General features: G+C 55.0%; 21 protein-coding genes and 1 pseudogene. 16 read left to right on the top strand and 6 right to left on the bottom strand.

All coding sequences use genetic code 11. The features are described from left to right. Positions 1-359: 359 nt before the first annotated feature. The 6 genes and pseudogenes from ACR0AU_RS20915 to ACR0AU_RS20940 all read right to left on the bottom strand — a co-directional run. Positions 360-1,190, bottom strand: a pseudogene (locus ACR0AU_RS20915) (ATP-binding cassette domain-containing protein); the annotation flags it as partial. A 290-nt stretch (positions 1,191-1,480) separates the two neighbouring features. Next, positions 1,481-1,864: a hypothetical protein gene (locus ACR0AU_RS20920; RefSeq protein WP_480796235.1), complete on the bottom strand. Its 384-nt coding sequence runs from the start codon at positions 1,862-1,864 to the stop codon at positions 1,481-1,483. Next, positions 1,854-2,534 (bottom strand): DNA-processing protein DprA, encoded by a 681-nt coding sequence (locus ACR0AU_RS20925; RefSeq protein WP_480796236.1) that lies wholly within the window; start codon positions 2,532-2,534, stop codon positions 1,854-1,856. The genes ACR0AU_RS20920 and ACR0AU_RS20925 overlap by 11 nt, the downstream gene beginning before the upstream one ends. Positions 2,535-2,794: 260 nt before the next feature. Further along, a complete protein-coding gene (locus ACR0AU_RS20930; RefSeq protein WP_480796237.1) occupies positions 2,795-3,748 on the bottom strand; it encodes an autoinducer binding domain-containing protein in 954 nt (317 codons plus the stop codon). A 209-nt stretch (positions 3,749-3,957) separates the two neighbouring features. Further along, the gene (locus tag ACR0AU_RS20935) at positions 3,958-5,226 is read right to left on the bottom strand and encodes a helix-turn-helix domain-containing protein (protein WP_480796238.1); all 1,269 of its coding nucleotides are present in this window, start codon (positions 5,224-5,226) and stop codon (positions 3,958-3,960) included. A gap of 368 nt (positions 5,227-5,594) precedes the next feature. Continuing rightward, complete coding sequence (locus ACR0AU_RS20940) at positions 5,595-6,053, bottom strand: hypothetical protein (RefSeq protein WP_480796239.1); 459 nt, start codon at positions 6,051-6,053, stop codon at positions 5,595-5,597. A 419-nt stretch (positions 6,054-6,472) separates the two neighbouring features. Here ACR0AU_RS20940 and ACR0AU_RS20945 point away from each other — a divergent pair, with 419 nt between their 5' ends. The 16 genes from ACR0AU_RS20945 to ACR0AU_RS21020 all read left to right on the top strand — a co-directional run bounded on the left by ACR0AU_RS20945 (position 6,473) and on the right by ACR0AU_RS21020 (position 20,031). Further along, positions 6,473-6,829, top strand: coding sequence for a hypothetical protein (locus ACR0AU_RS20945; protein WP_480796240.1), 357 nt, complete (start codon positions 6,473-6,475; stop codon positions 6,827-6,829). Between the two features lie 48 nt (positions 6,830-6,877). After that, entirely contained in the window at positions 6,878-7,291 is a 414-nt protein-coding gene (locus ACR0AU_RS20950; protein ID WP_480796241.1) for a thermonuclease family protein, read from the top strand. Positions 7,292-8,027: 736 nt separating this feature from the next. After that, positions 8,028-8,648, top strand: a complete 621-nt coding sequence (locus ACR0AU_RS20955) for a lytic transglycosylase domain-containing protein (protein ID WP_254443024.1) — start codon at positions 8,028-8,030, stop codon at positions 8,646-8,648. After that, complete coding sequence (locus ACR0AU_RS20960) at positions 8,645-8,926, top strand: hypothetical protein (RefSeq protein ID WP_480796242.1); 282 nt, start codon at positions 8,645-8,647, stop codon at positions 8,924-8,926. Before ACR0AU_RS20955 ends, ACR0AU_RS20960 begins: the two co-directional genes overlap by 4 nt. A 3-nt stretch (positions 8,927-8,929) precedes the next feature. Further along, the gene (locus ACR0AU_RS20965; RefSeq protein ID WP_480796243.1) at positions 8,930-9,208 is read left to right on the top strand and encodes a VirB3 family type IV secretion system protein; all 279 of its coding nucleotides are present in this window, start codon (positions 8,930-8,932) and stop codon (positions 9,206-9,208) included. Continuing rightward, on the top strand, positions 9,201-11,567 hold the full coding sequence (locus ACR0AU_RS20970) for a VirB4 family type IV secretion/conjugal transfer ATPase (RefSeq protein WP_480796244.1): 2,367 nt from the start codon (positions 9,201-9,203) through the stop codon (positions 11,565-11,567). The genes ACR0AU_RS20965 and ACR0AU_RS20970 overlap by 8 nt, the downstream gene beginning before the upstream one ends. Further along, positions 11,564-11,701, top strand: coding sequence for a hypothetical protein (locus ACR0AU_RS20975; protein WP_480796245.1), 138 nt, complete (start codon positions 11,564-11,566; stop codon positions 11,699-11,701). Before ACR0AU_RS20970 ends, ACR0AU_RS20975 begins: the two co-directional genes overlap by 4 nt. Then, positions 11,701-12,447 (top strand): type IV secretion system protein, encoded by a 747-nt coding sequence (locus ACR0AU_RS20980; protein ID WP_480796246.1) that lies wholly within the window; start codon positions 11,701-11,703, stop codon positions 12,445-12,447. The genes ACR0AU_RS20975 and ACR0AU_RS20980 overlap by 1 nt, the downstream gene beginning before the upstream one ends. Next, complete coding sequence (locus ACR0AU_RS20985) at positions 12,444-12,944, top strand: hypothetical protein (RefSeq protein ID WP_480796247.1); 501 nt, start codon at positions 12,444-12,446, stop codon at positions 12,942-12,944. Before ACR0AU_RS20980 ends, ACR0AU_RS20985 begins: the two co-directional genes overlap by 4 nt. Next, positions 12,941-14,005 carry a TrbL/VirB6 family protein gene (locus ACR0AU_RS20990; RefSeq protein ID WP_480796248.1) on the top strand — a complete coding sequence of 355 codons (1,065 nt, stop codon included), beginning with the start codon at positions 12,941-12,943 and terminating at the stop codon, positions 14,003-14,005. Before ACR0AU_RS20985 ends, ACR0AU_RS20990 begins: the two co-directional genes overlap by 4 nt. Positions 14,006-14,022: 17 nt before the next feature. Continuing rightward, on the top strand, positions 14,023-14,667 hold the full coding sequence (locus tag ACR0AU_RS20995) for a VirB8 family type IV secretion system protein (RefSeq protein WP_480796249.1): 645 nt from the start codon (positions 14,023-14,025) through the stop codon (positions 14,665-14,667). Further along, on the top strand, positions 14,667-15,485 hold the full coding sequence (locus tag ACR0AU_RS21000; RefSeq protein ID WP_170425213.1) for a TrbG/VirB9 family P-type conjugative transfer protein: 819 nt from the start codon (positions 14,667-14,669) through the stop codon (positions 15,483-15,485). The genes ACR0AU_RS20995 and ACR0AU_RS21000 overlap by 1 nt, the downstream gene beginning before the upstream one ends. Next, positions 15,485-16,165 carry a hypothetical protein gene (locus tag ACR0AU_RS21005; RefSeq protein ID WP_170425215.1) on the top strand — a complete coding sequence of 227 codons (681 nt, stop codon included), beginning with the start codon at positions 15,485-15,487 and terminating at the stop codon, positions 16,163-16,165. Before ACR0AU_RS21000 ends, ACR0AU_RS21005 begins: the two co-directional genes overlap by 1 nt. A gap of 11 nt (positions 16,166-16,176) precedes the next feature. After that, positions 16,177-17,010 carry a TraB/TrbI/VirB10 family type IV secretion system protein gene (locus tag ACR0AU_RS21010; RefSeq protein ID WP_170425218.1) on the top strand — a complete coding sequence of 278 codons (834 nt, stop codon included), beginning with the start codon at positions 16,177-16,179 and terminating at the stop codon, positions 17,008-17,010. 102 nt (positions 17,011-17,112) lie between these two features. Beyond that, entirely contained in the window at positions 17,113-18,126 is a 1,014-nt protein-coding gene (locus tag ACR0AU_RS21015) for an ATPase, T2SS/T4P/T4SS family (RefSeq protein WP_480796250.1), read from the top strand. Between the two features lie 12 nt (positions 18,127-18,138). Beyond that, positions 18,139-20,031: a type IV secretory system conjugative DNA transfer family protein gene (locus tag ACR0AU_RS21020; RefSeq protein ID WP_480796251.1), complete on the top strand. Its 1,893-nt coding sequence runs from the start codon at positions 18,139-18,141 to the stop codon at positions 20,029-20,031. Positions 20,032-20,074 lie beyond the last annotated feature (43 nt).

Here is a 20,074-nt window from a genome sequence, read left to right on the forward strand (position 1 = left end):
ATCTCCTTGAATCCGCCGCGCAATAAACGAACGGCGGCATCACCGAAAAACTGCTTAAAGGGGGATTTAGCACTCAGCCGCACTCGACCCCATCTGCGGCATGATCCTTGTTACGGCGCAGTGCAGATCACCGAAGCGGCCATATATTTGAGCGGATCTGGCACCAACCGAGACTGTTCGTTCGCCTCAATCTGGCCAGACCTTCGAGACACCGGACAATTCCGGCTTTCAAAAACCAAATGTGAGAGGACCGAAATCAAGAAGTCACGATTGGCCGCGTTGGAAATAAAGAGTACTTGAGAAAACCGTCCCAACGTGTCGGAGAGGAAAATCAGACCAGCCTCGCGATTAATCTCCGCTCAGGCACTTGGGTCGCATTCGTTGGGAACGGAGCGAATGCTTGGAACCAATGCTTTCACCAAGTCCCTCATATCCAGTTGCCCGATGGCTTCGCCATTTTCCACAACCCTATAGATGTGGTTTGTGTCACCGCCCGATTTGGCGATCAGGCTTTCCAAGTTGCTGTCCGCGTTGATATCTCCATCGAAGGTCTCTGAAGTGAGCTTTGAAGTTATGGACTTCACGCGCAATACGCGAGCGCGATTGATGTCACTGACGAAGTCTTCGATATAGGGATCGGCGGGGTTGAGCAGGATATCTTGCGGATCGCCTTGTTGGACGACCGCGCCATCCTTGAGAATGACCAGATGATCGGCAAGCTTCAGAGCTTCATCGAGATCGTGTGTAATAAAAACGATGGTCTTGTGGAGTTCGCGCTGCAACTCAAGCAGCAAGTCCTGCATATCAGTGCGGATCAGCGGATCGAGGGCGGAGAACGCCTCGTCCATCAGCATGATGTCGGTATTGGCCGTCAATGCACGGGCGATGCCGACGCGCTGCTGCATCCCGCCAGACAGCTGCGACGGATATCTGTCGCCGTAGCCACCAAGACCGACGCGGTCGAGCCATTTTTCGGCCTCTCGGGTCTGTAAATCCTCTGCCTCGCCCTGCACTGACAAGGGCATCGCGGCGTTCTGCGACACGGTTCGATGCGGCAACAACGCGAATTTCTGAAAAACCATCGACATGGTTTTTTGTCGCAAGTTTCGAAGGGCTGCGGGGGCAAGGTCCAAAACGTCCTGCCCATCGACCAAAACCTCGCCCGCACTGGGTTCGATGAGACGGTTGATGTCACTGTACCCTAATTAATCAGATTCTCGTCTGAAATTTCCTAGCAATTTCAATGGCGTTTTGTACCTTTAATTTTCATACTGTACCGTTAATTCCAATACTGTACCCTTAATTGCCAGACCGTCAGATCTGTGGAGAACCTTTCCCGCTTCGATTGCCTTCATAGCAGATATCGCCCTCTACTAAGCAAAGAGCGTCGACCTCTCACCCGCAGTACAGCCTGTGGGTATGTTGCAATTAAGGGTACAGAAAACGCCGAGAATGCTTCCAATCCGCAGAATCTGATTAATTAGGGTACAGTGACATCTATCAAAGGACGTTCGCTTGCCGGGGATGAAGAGGATTTTCGAACCGCAGTGATACGCTCGACAAGCGGTGAGACGTCTCTCCCATACCCGTTTTCCGCTAGGACATCGGCCAAAACCTTGGCTGGCCACAATGCACCTTCCGCCAACGGTGCACTACGCGGAACTGGAACGAGCGTTACTTCAGAGTTCAAAAAGGGTTCTAGAACTTTGGCTTCCGGTTTTTTCAGGTGGGGCAGGGCCTTCTCGATCTGCGAAACGCTGCCGGCCTTGATTTTGCCGCAGATGCGACGTGAGCGAAGTGACGTTTTACTCATGCCGCGAGGTGAATAGTTTGCAAAGGTCGCGTAAGGAAATTCAGAAGGCACTTACACCGCCTGCTGTGAAACTTGGAATGTCGTAAATAATGTCCGGCAGGTCTTCGCGCCTTAAGACCTGCGCGCCATAGCCGATCATTTCTTTGGGCCAAGACAAATCTGGGTTCTGCGCAACGCTTTGCATGATGTAAACAAGACGACCCAACCTGATAGCTTCCCAGCCTTGGTGGCGCGTCCCGCTTTTTTCACCTGCCTCAACAACAACTGTCGCGTCACAAATCAGCGCCATTGTGCGGTTACGGCGCGGGAAGTTATCACGCTTGGGTGGGTACCCTTCCGGGAATTGCGAAATTGCCAAATGATCGCGTTTAATAACATCAAGCAATTCTTTGTTCTTTGCCGGATATACCTGAGACAGAGGAGTGCCCAGTACCGCGATGGTTTTACCGCCCATCGCTATTGCCGTTTCATGCGCGACCGTGTCGATTCCCTCAGCTAGGCCGCTTACGACCGTAATTTCATGTTCCACGAGCACTTTTGTGAATGCACGTGCACGAGCAATTCCTTCCGGGCTGGCTTTTCGAGAACCAACAATTGCAACGCGCAGGCCATCTGTCAGTAGCGTTTTGTCACCTTCAAGATACAACTCGTTCGGCGCGTTTTTTGCCTCGATGTCACTGAGTTGACCCAGAATCTGTTGTGTCGTGAAAGGCTTGTTCATGCTTTTTCTGATGTCGGCTGGTGCCGCTTGCTCCCTTTGCTCTAAGAATATCCTAATCGGAATCTGTGTTCCAGAAATATGTCAGAGAAACTCCGATCAACGGTCTGTTCGAGTGCAATGTCCTCAAGTTTTTTTTGGAGCGTTCAGGAAAAACGCAATCCGTCGGCCGCTTGTAGGCACGCTCAAACGTGAGAAGAGTTTGGCTGGATGGGGTCTCTCCGGGTAGCGAGCAAAACGAACAAGCTCTTCTCTGATCGCAATTACAGATATCTGATCCACAGGGCTTGATCGTCTGAATCTCCGAACACTTCGGTGATTTCAGCTGGGTTGAGGCCAAATTCCACCACCAGATCTTCGATCTGAACTGAATGGAAGCTTTCGAGACTTCGTACTAACCTACCTTCTTCGAATGCGATTAGCTCGTGTGTTCTGCCAGACCAACGGACAATCCCGCCGCAGAGCGTCCGATGTTCCATATCGACCAGTTCTGCCACCGGGTCTGCAAAGAAATCGCTCCACTTGAGAAACCCGGTACTGACTGCGCGCGCAACCGCTTGTTCGATCGTCCGGCTCTTCAGCTTGGTGGTGATCGAAGATATCAGCGCATCCACCGTTCGAGAGCAGTTTCCCGTCTGTTTGGCAATGACAGACGGTATCAAACCCGACGCAAGCATCTTCAGGACATCCAGCTCGTCACCAGACAGGGAGTCCGATGGAAAGTTGAAGACGGTTTCGATGACGTCCAGCGCAAGCAAGTGCAATATCTGGGCTTCGTGGCGCAGGGCAGGGAGCATTGTCGCGATCAATGCCTCCCATTCGGCGCGAGGTGCATTGGATGTGACGGTAAACACGCCACGCTCACCAAAAGGATTGATGACCGGAATAGTCATGCCGTTGCGGCCAACGCCGAATTTTCTGGCTGCCTCAAAAAGCGCTGCATAGTCCGCTTGGTTGTCGAATGCTGCCCAATCAATTGGAGCGATCATAGTGGCACCGAACCGAATGAGGGGATCGGCCAGGATCAGGTCGTTTTCGATATAGTGTCTGGTCCATTCACCCGGAAACGTGGTGCAGCCGTGAACGATGTTTTGCGACTTGTCGATATGGGCATAAGACGCATTCTCAAATCCAAACCTGTGGCAAATCTCCTGAAGGCGTGCCTCGCCGGTTTGTCTGAAGTCCAGTTCAGACCTGCCAATATCCGCAATTTTCATTGATCGTCTTTCTGTTCCGCGCTGCCGTTGAGGCCGCATAGCAACCTAAAGCTGAACAAACCACTCGGGATTTCCCGTATCCAATCACAGATGCGAATACAGTTCTGTTCAGAAGACGGAAACAGAGCGGAAACCTGCCGATGAGGCACATAGATTTGTGTGGCTGGCAGCGTACCCACCGAAACGGTCAAAACAACTTTCTCGCGACACTATCGAAGTTGTTTTTCCTCTTCTCGTGCCCGTCGGGCCAACAGCCCCATGAAGCTGGAAATCAGGTTCAACTCGCCGCGTTCATCTGCCTGAACCATGCCCCGAAGATATCCTCCCGGGTTGACGACCTGCGGCAGTTTCGGATCACTCAGCCTTGCGTCTGTGATCAATCCAGCCAGGATCGCACCCATGAGCGTCAGTCGATTGATAGCGTCATGCCAGGCGGAGATATTGGTGCCGATCTCTGAAAGCCGGGACCAAACGCCGGTCTCGATTGCGTAGAGGCTTGGGCTGGGGTTCTGATCTCCACCCCCGGCAAAATCGATATGCATGCGCAGCTCGGATGAGGCTAGCTCATAGAGAATACGATTGTTCACCCGAGGCAGCTTTTGGGTCTTGTGCGCTGCCGCATCCGTCGGATGATTGCTTTCTAAGCAATGCGCCGGGCCGTCAGGCCCGGAGCCAGGACAATCTGGTTCCGAGGCTTCAGCCGAGGACATTGAATTCTCGCCATCGGCGTTACAGGACAGAATTGTTTCTTCAATTTGGTCTTGTATATGGGACCCGAAACAAGCTTCGGGCGCACCCGAAATTTCACCGGGTTTTGCGACATGTACTTCGATGCGTTTCCAAAGGTCATGAGCGGCCTGAACATGGCATTTCAGCCGATCCAGCGACATGTACTTCAGCTTGTCGGAACGCGGCCAGGACCGAAACGCCTCCATCATGTCTTCAGTGCCTTTAGGAGGGCAGGGGAGTGAAACGAGCGCCGCCAGGCTGTATTTCACATATCGATAAAGGCGCGACCGATCCCCGCGCAGTGCGTCATGTTCTTTCTTGTCTGCCTTGTTTTGTGCTTCCGCGTCGAGCATCTCGGGTATGAGGTTCAGGGCGGGCGCCAGGAAGAGGCCAAGTCCCTTACGCTTGCACCGCGCACCATTTGCGCCAAGCCTGCGTTCGATCAAGCCAATCTTTTCCAGCTCTCGCTCGTGATTGTGGACCGTCCGATCTGTCAAACCACGCCCGGCAATCAGCGTTTCCTGACGGGCGTAGCAAAAAGGGACCTGAGACGGATCGCGAAACGCGTTTGGAGAGATCATGTCGATGATGAGTTCAAAGGTGCGAATACACTGCGCCGATGCACCTCTGATCTGTGCGTAGCAGACGCAGAGTTGCCGAAACCGGTCCCGATTCCAGCCGTCAGGCAGGCCGTTGTGGAAGCGCTTCGGGTCCAGAAGCCGGGCAGTGGATATCTGTCGGAAACTCATGGCTTCGCCCTCGCTGGGCGTGAATCCGGAAGACCTGAACAGTGTCGTGCGGTGGTAACTTGGATTTGGCGTAATTGCTTCATGTTCTGTTTCTCGTTTGCGAAGCAAAGCGGGTCGAACCTCAGCACTAAGACAAAGAAAAACCGTTCGCACAGATGCGTTTATCCTTGTCAGGTTTTTGGGAGTTTCCTATAAATCAGGTGATCAAACGTGACTTAGGAAGATCCCCGCTGAGGCCCCGCCTTGCGGGGGTTTTTTGTTATTGGGGTCGGGTATTTCCTCTGGGCCAGACTGCCTTGTGGGCAAATGCAGTCGACAATTTATGCAGCTAAGCCAGGATCATCGCATCCTGATGATGAGCGCGCCCGTCAGTATTTGACCAACTCGTAATCGCTGATCCCGAACGTGTCAGTCCACTCGACGCCAACGCCGCGGAAATAGCTGGGGGGTTCACAGCGATTGCCCAGGGGGAGCCAGGCTGGGATTGGAGCAGGCGCGCGATCAGACCATTGAAAGCTCGCCTTGTCGTCATAGGTGCCGACAACAAGATCCAGTGATCGCTCGCAATCACCCTCCCGTGAGCGGCGGCGATAGCTGTAGTGGCGCACATCCCAAACCCTGATGGATCTGACCACGTCGAAATCGGATGAGGAGAGATCGACGCTGACCGGCGTGGCCTGCGATCTATCGGAGAATTGTCCGAAGAAATTACGAGCCGCCTCAGCAGAAGTCACAGCTTCCAGCAGCATTGGCTCCGAGGATATGTGCGTTGGAAGTTCCGGATCGGGATTGGCACTGGTAAGCTTGATGGCATCCAATCTGTCCATTGGGCTGAGACCTGACGCGCTTTGTGCTGCATTCATCGGACAGCGCCACAGTTGGAGCGGCGGCTCGACCGGGTAGGGTGTGATACGCCGTATGAACTCCGCCTTCGCAGCACTGCAATCAGGCGATCCGGGCCAGCCACCTGCTAGACACAGGAAAATCGCGCAATCGATTGGGTAGGCACTGGCCTGTGACGCTGGCAGTATGCCGAGTGCAACTGCAAGGACCTTTGCACGGGCTCGAATTCTGGGTTTGAGGGGTTTCAAGGTGGTCTCTCCTGCTTGCGAATCCCTTAAGCAATATCCGGCCAATATGCCCCTGACAATCTAATATAGTATATTGGCGTGTTTTCTTATATTGACGTAGATTGTGTTTTAGTCCACAACTTTTGGATGTAGAAGGCGGCTCATAGGGGGTCGTCATGGCGGACAATAAGAGACAATACACTGTGGTAACCATTGAGATGGTTCGGGGTCTGAAAGAAGATCAGGTTCCCTTTACGTGCCGCTACGAATTTATCGGACTCGCTTCCCTTGGACGACCAAAGTACCACTGCATTTACAGCTCTCCGAACTATGTCGGGGCATTGTGCAAGTCGAAGATCTCTCGAGCGGGCGCAGAGCCCAGAGAGTTCGATCTCTGGCCGGGTCTTTTTAAGCATCACCAGGAATTTGGCGACGGGCGCATTCTCTGCGTCAAATCGGATTACACGATTGAGTCGATCACCCCTGAAGGTCTGGAAGCGGCCCAGGCCCTGGACGCAAAATCAGAATCCTAGCGGTTCACTTTTGAGCGCGCAGCCGATCTGTGATTTCGGGTTGGGCGCATGAAAAAGCTCGTGGTCCTCAGCGTCGCATCGCTGACATTACTGTACGTTGCGCAACAATTTGATCAGCAGCGAACAACAAAACTCCTGTCTGCGTCGAAAGTGTTTGCGGTCGATGGCGATACAATCGGTCATGGTGACGATCGGTATCGGCTTGTTGGGTTCGACACGCCGGAGACCTTTCGGGCGCAATGTGAAGCTGAAAGAGCACTCGGACTTAAGGCCAAGGACCGGCTGACGGAGATCATCCGGACCAACGGGCAGGTGGAATTGGAAATTGAGCCAGAACTGGACAAGTACGGCCGCTTTCTGGCGATCGCGCGCACCGGCGGAAAAGAGGTCGGATCCATCCTGATTTCAGAAGGTCTTGCGCGCCCGTATTCGAGCGGCAAACGCCGGTCCTGGTGCGGCTGAAGGAAAGGACTGAACAACAAATTACAGAAAACGGAATGAAATGACTGAGCAATGAGCGGTCCTGTCGATTGCGCCAACAATCGACAGGACAAGAAACGCCCAAATCCATCCGGGCATTCCTCCAACATCAAGAGAGAACTGTACTATGGTAAAAACAGCAGTCCTAGATGCCGGTCCTAGATTGGACAGCACCGCGCCAGAGTCAATGGGCGCAACCCTGGACAACCTGTCTGCGCCTCCGACAGCTTAGCGCTGTCTGACGATTGAGGCGCGCGGGGCATCCCGACATTTCGGCCAAACTTTCAGGCTGAGAGACCCAGGCTGAACTGCGGCTTGGTGCAGAGCTTGTGAAGAGCGTTGCGCTGTCCATTGCCCTGAAATCCCCGTCTTCGCAGCGTCCGGCCTTATGCCTCGTAATGCCTATTATGTAAACTTTGCTGACCTATTTTTGAAAGGCTTAACGGTGATCACAGTTGCCTTCGACACAGCAGAATGCACCAAAACCGAGCCTGACACTTTTTACAGTAGGCTCTCTTCGATGCATGTGGTGCTACACCGAAGAGAGATTGCGCTCAGGCTCAGACGGATCTGCACCCGAAACACATCCGCAACCTACAAAACAGGTGCGGCAGCATTAAGGCTACTCAAGCCATCCCGTTCAAAACAACGCGAATTAAATTCCGATAACGTTAATGTTAGCCAGTCTTTTGGAACGTTTTGCGGTCGCTCAGCCTCGATGTTCGGGTTGTGGTTCGCGGCGACCAGCTCTGCTTTTTCCCAAGTCATCGAATACGAACCCGATGGCAGCGTGTATCTGAATGGCGCCCGCGCAGAAATCGTTGACGGCGTGGTGAAACCGATCCGGATGCGGGAATACGAACTGGACGAACAGCCACAACCGCCCAAAGCCAAGCCACAGGAAAAGATCGCCATAGCGGGCAAAGCACCGCGGCCGCGAAAGGCTTCCGGTGGCTGGTCGCAGGAACGGATCGTCAAAGAAATTCACGCAGCGGCGGATCGGCATGACATTCCGGCCGAGCTGTTCATGGCGCTGGTCTGGCAGGAAAGCCGGTATCGGGCCGATGCGCTGTCGCCCAAGGGTGCCATCGGTTTCGCACAGCTCATGCCGGGAACGGCAAAAGACCTGGGCGTGAACCCAAAGAACCCTGCAGAAAATCTCGATGGTGGTGCCCGCTATTTGGCGGCGCAGTACCGCGCGTTCGGAACCTGGAAACTGGCGCTTGCCGCCTACAACGCCGGGCCACACCGCGTCGTCGAATATGGCGGCGTTCCCCCTTTCACCGAAACCCGCAACTACGTGCGGACAATCCTAAGCAAAGTGAGCACTTCCTCATGAACAGAACCCACTTCATCCAACAGACCGCGTTCTTCGCGATCACTGCGTTCATCATCACCGCTGCACCCGCCTCCGCTGGTTGGCTGCAAGATGCCATTGGCGACTTCATCAACGAGACACTGGCCGACTCGAAGGTCGTGGGCGTGAGCCTTGCAGCGGTTGGCTTCATCTGGGGCTGTCTCGCCTACGTGTTCGGTTGGGGTTCGCTGAAAGGCCCCGTGATCGCAATCGTCGTCGGTGCAGTTATCGGCCTTGCTGACACCTTCATCGGAGCCTGATTGATGGCGCGCCGCAATACGGTCTTTCGCGGCCTGAGCCGCCCCGCAGAATGGGGCGGCCTGCCCGTGATCTATCTCTTGGTGATCGCGGGTATGACCATGCTTGCGTTCTTCTCGTTCGGAGTAGCGCCAGCAATCATTGCGGGCTTTGTTTTCTATACCGGGCTGCGCCTCTTTTACGAATGGGAACCGGCATTCTTCCGCATCCTGTCCGTGACGCTCTCCAAAACTCCACGCACCAAAAACCGCCAGCATCATGGGGGAGATTACTATAGTGCCTAAGCCTGCTGCCCGAGGCATGTGGACCCTTGCCCGCTCGTTGATAGAACCGAGCTGGCGCAAGGATGAAATGAGCCTCTTTCAGATGTTGCCGTATGGCTATGTCGTGGACGATGAGGTCATTTCCACACGCAACGGTGGCCTTATCGCCGCTGCAGAAATCACCGGAATCAACGCAAACACTCTGGACGAAGCCGAATTCGAGTTTTTGGCCGAGCGTTTTGAACGTGTACTGCGGACCACTCCAAATGAGGTCGCATTCTACATTCATCGCCTGACCGTTCCGGCCGAGACTGGTCATGTCATCACTGATCCAACCGGCTTTGCCGGTGCAGTGGCGCGGGCGATGCGCTCAGCGTCCATCGATGCGGAACTGAAAGAACGCAAGATCATCATCAGCGCCATTCTCCAAAAGCGCCAGGATGAACGCGCCAAGCAAATATTCGGCATGTCGTCAGGAACGATCGACGAGGAACGCCGCGAAATGATCGAACAGCTCGACGGTGTGTTTACTACACTGGCGGGCACGTTGGGCGAGGCCCGTGTGCGCCGGCTGATGCTCAGCGAGGGTCGTTGGCTCGGCTACTATGGGATGCTGCTAAACGGGCGCTATCAGCCAATCGTTCATACAAACATTGCGGAGCCAATTGCTTTCAACATGCCGCAAGAGGACGTGCTGTTTCAGGGCAAGACGGGCAAACTCCTGTCTGGCGATGACCAGGAACGCTCTATTCGCGTTTATTCCCTGAAGAACTATCCTATGGCTTCGTTCCCCGGCATTTTCGACGGGCTGGACCTGCCGGTAGATATCGTGATTTCGCAATCCTTCCTGCCGATCAGCCGTTCACAGGCGCAGGAAATGGAACGCCGCAAATCGGGTCAGATGCGTTCGGCTGGTGATAAAGCGACGTCGCTGGAAGAGGACTTGTCCATCCTGGCCGATGGCATTGCTTCGGGCACGATGTCTCTGGGTAAGCACCACCTTTCGATCTGCGTGTTTGGGAATGAGGAAGATCTGAAAACCGCCGAAAAGCATATCATCGGTGAAATTCAGATTTCGGGCGGCACGGTCAAACGCGAAGCGATGTCGGCGCGGGCGGTGTATTTCGCGCAGCACCCCGGCAATTTCGCGTTCCGCGCCCGTGAGGAACTGATCACAGATCAGAACTTTGCGGACATGGTTGCGTTCCACATGAGGCCCAAAGGGTTGGACGCGGAAAAGCTGCCCTGGCCGGGTCCGTTGGCGACGTTTCCAACGACACATGGGGACAGCTACGATGTTTCGCTGCACCTGCCCAAGACCAGCTCGGACGCTGAGAACCTGCCTTCCGGCCACACCATCGTTCTGGGTCCGAACGGGTCAGGTAAGACCGTGATTGCGATGTTGTTGGCGACGATGGCGGTTGCGCAGGGCGTACGGATCATCGCGTTTGACAAAGACCGGGCAATGGAAGCCCCCATGCGAGCACTTGGGGCGCAGTACACTCGCGTCCGAGTTGGCGAACCCACCGGCATGAATCCTTTCCAAACGGAAACGGATGAGGCTGGGCAAAGCTGGCTGGCAAACTGGGTCACAGCTTTGATGAGCTACGACGAAAAGCTGACCGCCGAACAGAAAGACGAGATTACACAGGCTTGCCAAGCCAACGCCACCTTGCCCCCACAGCTCCAGAACTTTGATTCACTGGCAGATCGGTTCAGAGCCTTTGACGACGACAAGAACCTGTTCAAGCGGGCCAGCGAATGGGCTGGTGACGGGCGGTTGTCGTGGATGTTTGGCGAAGGTGGCTCAGATCCGTTTGTCTCTGGCGACCGGCATCTTGTGTTCGACATTTCTGAAGTTCTGGATGACGAGTTGGTCCGGTTGGCGTGGATCAGCTATGTCATGCGCCAGATCGAGCGCCGTTGTGCCGCGAAAGTGCCCACTGTCTTTGTGATTGATGAAGCCTGGGTGATCGCAGGCAACCCCTACGGCGCGGAAATCCTCAAGAACGCCTACACAACCTATCGGAAGCTGAACGTCATGATGATGATGATGACGCAGATCCCCGATCATCTCCTGTCATCAGCGGCCAGTAAGTCGATCCTGGAAAACACCAGCACGCAGCTCTTGTTCCCGTCCCGATCCGGTAATGAAGCGGATTACCGGGCAATCGGTCTGAACGATGCAGAGCTGGGTGCATTGCGGGCGCATTTTGGCGACCGCGTGATGCTCATGAAAAAGGGTGATGAGAGTGTCTGGCTCGATGTTGATGTCGGTGCACTCGGCCCGCTTCTTCGTGTTCTGAGCGGATCAGACGGAAAATCATTCCCTGATCCTGACTGGCGTCAAAACCCCAACTTCTGGAAGGAAATCACATGAAAACTCGCCTTGCCCTCGCCCTCGTTGTTCTGGCTGCCGTTGCCGCATGCACCAACACCTATTCGGGCTATCGCAGCAAATGCGCTTGCGACTTTGAGCGCATGACCCCTCCTGAAAACCTGGAGCTTGTCTGATGAATATTTCAAAGAAATTCCGCGCAACCATTGCTGTTTCTGTTCTGGCCGCCCTGCCCGTCATGACGGCTGCACAGGGTGTTCCGACCATCGACGCCACAGCCATTACACAGGACGCCGCCAACTCGGCCAAAGAAATTGCTGAAATGGTCCGCCAGTATGAACAGCTGTTGCAGCAATACGAAAAGCTCGAGCAACAGCGTGCCATGCTGGAAAACTCCTTCAAGGCCATTTCCGGCCTGACGGACCTGGACGAGTTCAACAGCCGCAGTTTTTTGAAGCTGGCGACTGCCGCTGACACGCTCGGCTATGCGCTGGATGCAACCGAAGACACGATAGGCGATCTTCCCGGCGTGGCCGGGCTGGCGATGGAACGCAGGTCAATCAGTCTGGGACTGAACAACGGCATTCTGAAAGAGTTCAGCACGTCAGATGTGCCGGCCCGGCGCATTCTCTCAGAGCGCGGTGGCGCGGGTCTGATGGCATCTGCCTTGGGCGAACAGGGCTATGACATGGCGGGCAAACTCTCCGAAGACGCCGAAAAGCTCCGCGGTGAAATCGGCCAACAGGAAGATCTGAAGGATGCAATAGACTACAACACGGCGGTTCTCCTAAAACTCCTTCAAGTTGAAATAGAAATCTTGCGCGCAACCTCAGCTAATGCTCTGGCATCGGGCACGGATCTGGCTGCAAACGCTGCCGATCTTTCGACGCTCAGCAACTATGTACGAGGAACCTCACAATGAAACTCCGCTCAACTCTTATCCTAAACATTGCAGCAGCCGCCGTTTTCGCGGGGGCTGCATCGGCCCAGTTGAAGCTGCGCCCCACGCCAAATGTTGATTGGCCCTTTGGCGAGTATCGGGTGTGTTTCGGGAATACAGGCGTCAACAACGTCGCCAAACAGTTTGTCGATGAAGATCAAGCCCGTATGGCCGATGCGGGCCAACCAGCAGACAAACAATATCTGGTGAACAATTGGTCAGTCGCAATCCTCAATGAACAGATAATCGCTGCGCATGAGTATACGGCAGAACAATGCAGGTTGCGAAAAGCCGGTGAAGAGTTTGATACGGCATGTCCACTCGGAAACATGAGCCGTACCGCCGCAATGAAAGTTGTTGGTGCGGATATACCCGAATTCTGGAACCAACCCTCATCGCAACATGCTGAACTCAAGAAGGAGCAAAAAGCTCGGCTGAACAACCTCGGTCCCGTGTTACAGGAGGCATGTGGGCCGTGATCCAGGATTTTGTCAGCTCGATTGAAACTGCGATAAGCAATTTTTCGCAGCAAGCATATAACAGCCTGGCGGCGGATCTTGCATCCGCCCTCTGGGCAATTGCCGCGCTGATCTTCGTAGCGATGTTGATCAACGGCGTACTTCAAATCAGAGAAATCGGGTTCGGTGGTTACGTTGGCTGGATCATTCGAGCGACAATCATCATTGGTATGGCGTCAAGTTGGTCGTACTTCCAACCGGTCTACAATGGCATTCAAAGCCTGCCAGACAGTATTGCCGGGGCTCTGACCGGGACAACAAACGTATGGCAGGCGCTCGATGACATAGCCGACCAATGCTTCACAATGGGGCAAACCGCCATTGAGAATGCCACGTGGGGCCTAAGCATAACCGGCGCTGTTCTCTGGGTGGTCGGGGCAATTATTGTCGCCTTCGGTACAGGGATCGCCTTGATTGCGAAAGGCGGCATGGCAGTGCTACTCGGCTTAGCCCCCGTCTTCATTGCAACGCTGCTCAGCTCGGCAACAGCCAATATCTTCGCGGCCTGGGCGAAAACGACTGTGGGTCTCGTCATGGTCATAGTTGTACTGACGGGAATTGTGTCGCTGATTCAAACGCTGTTTGTCGCTGAGCTGAACACGGTCGAAGACGTGAATAACATGACGGCAAGCGGTCGTTTTCTGGCTGTATGCATTATCTCAATAGTGATGCTCACACAAATCCCGTCACTGGCTGGTGGAATGTCCGGGGCAATCGTTTCTGCATCGTCGGGGCTTGCAGTTGCTTCGGGGGCCGCAGCCGCAGCCAGAAACGTGATGGGCACGACCATTGGTGCGGGACGCAGCACAGTTGCTGGGGGAAAAACTGCCGCCGCTATGGCCTCCGCGGCCCGAGACGGGACAGGGGTTCGTGACAGCGCCTCTCGCGCAATGCAAGCGCGTCGGGACATAGCACACAGAGCCCGCAATCAGGATGGCGCGGCTCGCCAGAGCTACGCCGCTGACCGCTATCGGCAGAGCATTCGAGCTGCTCGTGAAAAACCACAACAAAAATCGTCGTAATCCGAGGTGCAGAGCAAATGTCACACGTGACAGATCACGAAAAAGAACTCTTTCTGGGCGCACGCCGCGATGCCTTCAAATGGCAGGTGTTCGGTATGGTTGGCATGGCAATGGGTGTGGCCTCTATGATTGGCTGGGCGATGCTCCTTCCCCTGAAGGAAATCCGCGCGGTGCCATTCTCCATTGATCCGGACACGAAACTGCCGGTCCTGCTGACTGAAAAGGTGGAAGAACTGGAACCTTCTGAGGCGATGGCCTTCCGTGAAGTCGCAAACTATGTGCGCGACCGGGAAACCTATGATGTCCAGGATAACAACGAGCGCCTGAAATCGGTGCTACGTCGTTCTGATGAGCTGGCCGAAACGTCTTACCGCGAACTGTGGGATGGCTCGAACGACAACCACCCGGACGAAATCTATACGCCCAAGACAAAGGTGCAGACCGAAATACTGGGCGTGTCGCCGGTCAATGACGAAACGGTCCAGGTTGAGATCCGCAAATCCCTGCTCGTGCCAAACCAACCAATCGCCTCGGCTCGGTACGTGGTCACAGTGACCTACGGGTTTGAGGAAAAAATCGTGACGTCGATGGATGAGCTTCTGGAAAATCCATTTGGCTTTGTTGTCACCAACTACCGCGTCGACGCCATGGGGAACATCTGATGCAGCGGCCCTTCAAAACACTCACCGCCACCGCAGCAGCAGTCTTGGCATTCTCTATGCCTCTACTCGCTGAAATCACACCGACGCCAGACGGAAAGAACGCGGATCACCGCATCACGCATTTCCACTATGTCGAGAACCAGGTGTACCGCATCCCGGTGGGTGAACGCCTGATTACCTATGTTCACTTTCCGCAGGGTGAAACCGTCCGCAGCATTGGTGCGGGCGACACTGAAAGTTTTCAGATCACCCGCCTGCAGGAAGGTCGCGTTATTGCGTTCAAGCCGGAAATCCTGAACTCGGATTCAAACCTGACCGTCCTGACCAATCGCGGGACATACAACTTCTATCTGGTTCCGGCTGAGAGTGCCGCCGAACGTAAACGTGTTCCGTTCCGGGTCACGTTCTATAACAAAAACAACAGCGGTGGGACCACAACGCGCCGTGGACCGGTAGCGCGTAGCGAGCCGAAACCAACGGGCCGGTTCGTCAACCAAAACTACTCACGCTCAGGCAAAGCAGACTTCGCGCCCACCGCCGTATGGGATGACGGTGTTCACACTTACATGCAGATCCCGCAGGATGCGGAGCTGCCGGGTATCTTCCGTGTCCTGCCTGATGGCCGTGAGCTGATGGTGAACACCACAGTCAAAGAGCGCGGCATTATCCAGGTGCAGGGCCTTTCAGATCTTTGGACACTGCGCATCGAGGACACTTCGATCTGTGTTCGAAACGATGGCGACGCGTTTCGGCAGGCCAGTGTGACTGGGCGTCCTGTCACATCGCAAACAGTCAAGCAAACGTCGGCGGGCAAGTGATGGATAGGGATCAGATACTTGCGGCGCGGGCCGCGGCTGAACAGCCGCCGCAACGTGCCCGAAAGAAGATTGAGCCCAAAAAGCTCATCTTCGTTGCTATCGCCGGAGCGGCATTCGTGGGCTTCGCGCTGTTTGTGTTGGGCGAAGATAGCAAAACCTCACGTGCAGGCGTGCGAGTCGATGCTCTGCAGCCAAGCGGCGGTGAGCGCTACGGGCTTTTGACGGCGCGTGGCCCGGAAGTTGATGAGCCAGAAACCGAGGCCCTGCCCGAGACAATTGCAGTTGCGACACCGGCTACAGTGCCTCAGGTCGATTCCGAGGGGCTGAAACAAGCCTTGAAAACCATCGAACAGCAGAATGGTCGGATCTCCGATCTGCAAGACGAGCTGATGGACGCCAAGGTTTCTCTGTCGGAAAAAGACGGTGAAATCGCGACGCTCACACTAACCAATGAACGCCTGCAGGTCAGGTACGACGAGCGCGAGAAAAAGTTTCAGACTGAGCTTGCCCAGGCTGTTGCTGATGCCGAGGCGCGGGCACTCGCCAGCATGAGCCATCTGCAAACCCAAGGTCTGACCGAGGACGAACGGCGCAGGCTCGAAGAACTCAAGCGGATGCGCGAGCGCCAGAACAAGTCAGACGGCATTGTGTTCGATGAAAACCCATACGGCAGAAATTGATGGAGCTGACGATGAACAGAACAGCACTTACTCTCGTCCTGGTCACGTTGGCCTCAAGCGCATTTGCGCAGGATGGTACAGGGCAAAACTATCAACCAATCAATAGCGGTTCGCAGCCGGTGATTTTCCAGCCCTTCCCGGCTGCGCCTCAGCCGGTCCAGGTTCAGCCGGAAAGCACTCGCCTGCCTGAAGAACAACGCGGCTATCAGGAAAACCCGAACACGACATGGCAAAACAACTTGGTCGAAGAATATCCGCCCATCGTGGGGGCCTCGATCATTGACGATCCGTCGCGCACGCTGACTCAGGGCACGGTTTTAACCGCTGTGTTTGGTGGGGCTGTAAGCTCGGAGCTGCCGGGTAGTGTTGTGGCGACGATCACGCGCGGCGTCTATTCAATGGATGGGACAAGGCTGCTCTTGCCGCGCGGATCTAAACTCTATGGCGAATACCGCGCTGATACAAAGCTGGCGCAAACAAGGATCGCTGTCGTTTGGAGTCGGGTTATCACGCCGGATGGCTTGTCTGCGCAAATTGGCTCAGCCGGGACAGATGGTCAGGGCCGGTCTGGCGCAACCGGACGTGTCGATACGCATTTCGGTGAACGGTTTGGGACTGCCGCGTTGCTCTCGATCATCGGGATCGCGCCGGTCGCGCTCGTGGCCGACAACGATAGCAGCAATTCGGTGCAAACGGATCTGGCAACGCAGGTCGGTTCAAACTTGCAGAATGCCACAGCGGCAGCGTTGGAGGACTATTTGCGGATCACGCCAACCATCTATGTAGATCAGGGAAGCCGCATCAACGCCATCCTGCAGCGTGACGTGGTTTTCGACAACTTCTGAGACCGAACCTCTGAGGCGGCCGGATCGTCGGCCCTTCCGGCCGCTCCCTGCATAATTGAATGCGGTAGCGGCCTTTTTTGACGGAATAACAAGGATAAAAATATGAGCGGGCGATACGGCAACGGCCTTTTGGAATACTACACTGGCAAGATCGAGCATCTGTTGCATGACGAAAAACTGAGCGAGATTTCCGTGAACCCAGACGGCTCGGTCTGGGTTGAGGAAATGGGCACTACCCACATGACCAGGACAGACATCACTCTGACCAAGGATGATGTTGGCAATATCGGGCGCTGCGTGGCCGGTTTCAGCGACGTGACATTCGGAGAAAAGAAACCCATTGCGACGGCCAATGTCCCGACAAAAGAGGGCAAAGCTCGGGTGCAGGTTGTTATCCCACCTGCGACAACCGGCGTGGGGTCCGTTGCGATCCGCCTGCTCCGCGTGAAAAGCGTTGACCTGGGCGCGTTCAGCTTCGCCAGCAAAGAGGCCCCGTTGGCCGAGAGCAACGACCACAGCGCGCTCGAAAGCACCCGTGCTGCCCTCGCAGCGGGCACGATGAGCTTTGACGAGCTGGCGGACCTCTCGATGCAATGCAAATGGAACGTGATTATCGCGGGCGGTACGTCGTCGGGTAAAACCACCGTTCTTAATGCCATGCTGAAACGTGTCGATCCAGGCGAACGGATCGTGACAATTGAGGAAGTGGCAGAGCTGGACATCGAGCAACCAAATTTCGTGGGCTTGCTTGCTGATCGTTCCGAAGAAAATGGGCCTCGATCCCCGACAAAGCTGCTTGAATCGGCGCTTCGCCTCCGACCTGATCGGCTGGTGTGCGGTGAAATCAGGGGCGACGACGCGAATATGTTCCTGGAACTGGTGAACACCGGCCATGACGGATCTGTCTGCACCATGCACGCCAACTCGCCCGTCGATGCCATCGGGCGGATGAGCAAAATGGTGCGGCGCGGATCTCCGACCGTTCAAAAGTCAGAGGTGGTCGATGATATCAGGGCCACCATTCACATGATCGTTCACATGAAAAAAATCGGAGACGAACGGAAGGTCAACGGTGTGATCTTCCCGCCTCTGATGACTGCTGATCAACTGAATTGAAGGACTTACGTTATGGCTGAGTTTCAGGATCTCCCAAAAGGCAAGAAGGTAGCGATAGCCGGCACAATGGGCTTTATCGCTACTTCAGCCTGTGCGGTGTTGGTGGTCGGCCTGGTCATCGAATACCTGAATACGAAAGGCTTCCGGGGGCTGGACATCTGGGCGATACCGGAAAAGTTCATCGCACGGCCTGCAGAAGAACAACAGGTCATCGGGCTTGTGGCTGTGGTGGCCGTCTGCGTTCTGACATTTGCGTTTGTGGCCGCTGCTCTGCGCGGCCCCTCGACCAAATACGGGGATGCGGTTTTTGCGAAAGCGCCTCAGCTCGTCACAGAAGGATACGCGGCACCTCTGAAGCTGAAATCAAAGCTGGACAGTGAAATTGTCTTTGCCAAGTTCGGTCCACCAAAAGAGAAAAACGCGATTTTCTATAAGCCCGGTCCGACTGTTCAAAAACCACATGCGATGTTCATTGCTCCGTCTGGCTCGGGTAAAACGAGCGGCTTTGTGATCCCCAATATTCTGCGGTTCAACGGCTCCTGCGTTGTTTTGGACATCAAGGGCGAGATCTTCCAGACAACCGGCGCGCGGCGGGCAGCAATGGGCGATGAGGTTTTTGTGTTCGATCCTGAAAACCCCGACAAAAGCCACAGCTATAACCCGCTGCGCCGCGCAGCTCGCGCAGACAATCTGGATCGGCGTTGGGAAGAAGTAATTCAGGTCGCAACCCAGATGTTCGACACGCCCAGCTCATCCGCTCAGGGCTTTTTGGGTGGCGTCGAGGGCATGTTCTGCGCAATGGCGATGTTGGCGATCAAGCGGAACCGTCCGTACGTTTCCGAGATTCTGCGCCTGGTCAAAACGACCAAGCAAAAGGATTATGAAAAGATGGCCGAAGAAGTAGGCTATGCCCGGGCAGCAGATGAGTTCCTGAATCTTGCAGCCGAAGAATCCAAAATCCTCCGGTCAACGATTTCGGTTATGAACAACTCCGGCCTGCAGCTCTGGCGCAACCCGTCTGTGGCAAGAGCAACACAGGGCAATGACATCAACTTTGAGGATCTGCGTCGGCGCCCCACCTCGATCTACTTTTCTGTGCCAGGGAAAAAGGTCAAAGAGTTCCGGACGCTCATTCGCTTGTTCTTCCTCGATCTGGTGAACACAATCGAAACCGTTGAACCGGGCGAAGATGAGCCGTTCAAGGTTTTGATGCTGCTCGATGAGTTTCAGCGTCTCGGTCACCTTGAGCGCGTCGTTGAAGCGTATGACACCATGCGATCGTTCGGCGGTCGGATCATTGTGATTTCGCAAACCCTGTCGCGCCTGCAGGACATCTATGGGCATGAAGGTGTGCGGGCGATGCTGGCAAACGCCGGGACGCAGATGTTTGCGGCGTCCGAAGATTCAGAGGTACGCGAACACGTGTCCAGATCCATCGGTGACAAAACAGTAATGAGCAAGTCGAAGTCTCGGGCGCTCGGCAAAATGGAAATGGGCAGCATATCGGAACGCGAGGAAGGCATTCGCCTGCTCCGGCCCGAACACGTTGGCCGATTGCCTGAAAATGAGGTTGTTCTGATCCGCGAAGGCAAGATGCCGGTGATTGCAAACAAGATCCGATACTTCGAAGATCCGTATTTTATGCAGTTCTTGGGCGGCGACGCTCCCAAGATTAAAGGCACACACATCGATCTTGCTGAAGAACAGGCCCGGGACACGGCAAAGGCTCTGGCTGATGCTAAACCGGCCCCTGCCCCGGTGAAAGAGGTTTCGGAAAAAGATCAGGAACTTCAGGCGGCATTTGATGCGCAGCGCACGGTCGCAGAGCGCAAAAGCCGGTCAGCGAAAGATATGGCGATGGAGAAAATGAGAGCCAAACGGCCAGAAAGCAGTGCCTCCGCTTGACGGGGGTGCTGTTTCAGTAAATCTGCGTTTAACCATGATCGTG

Source organism: Ruegeria sp. CG1 (assembly GCF_056537265.1).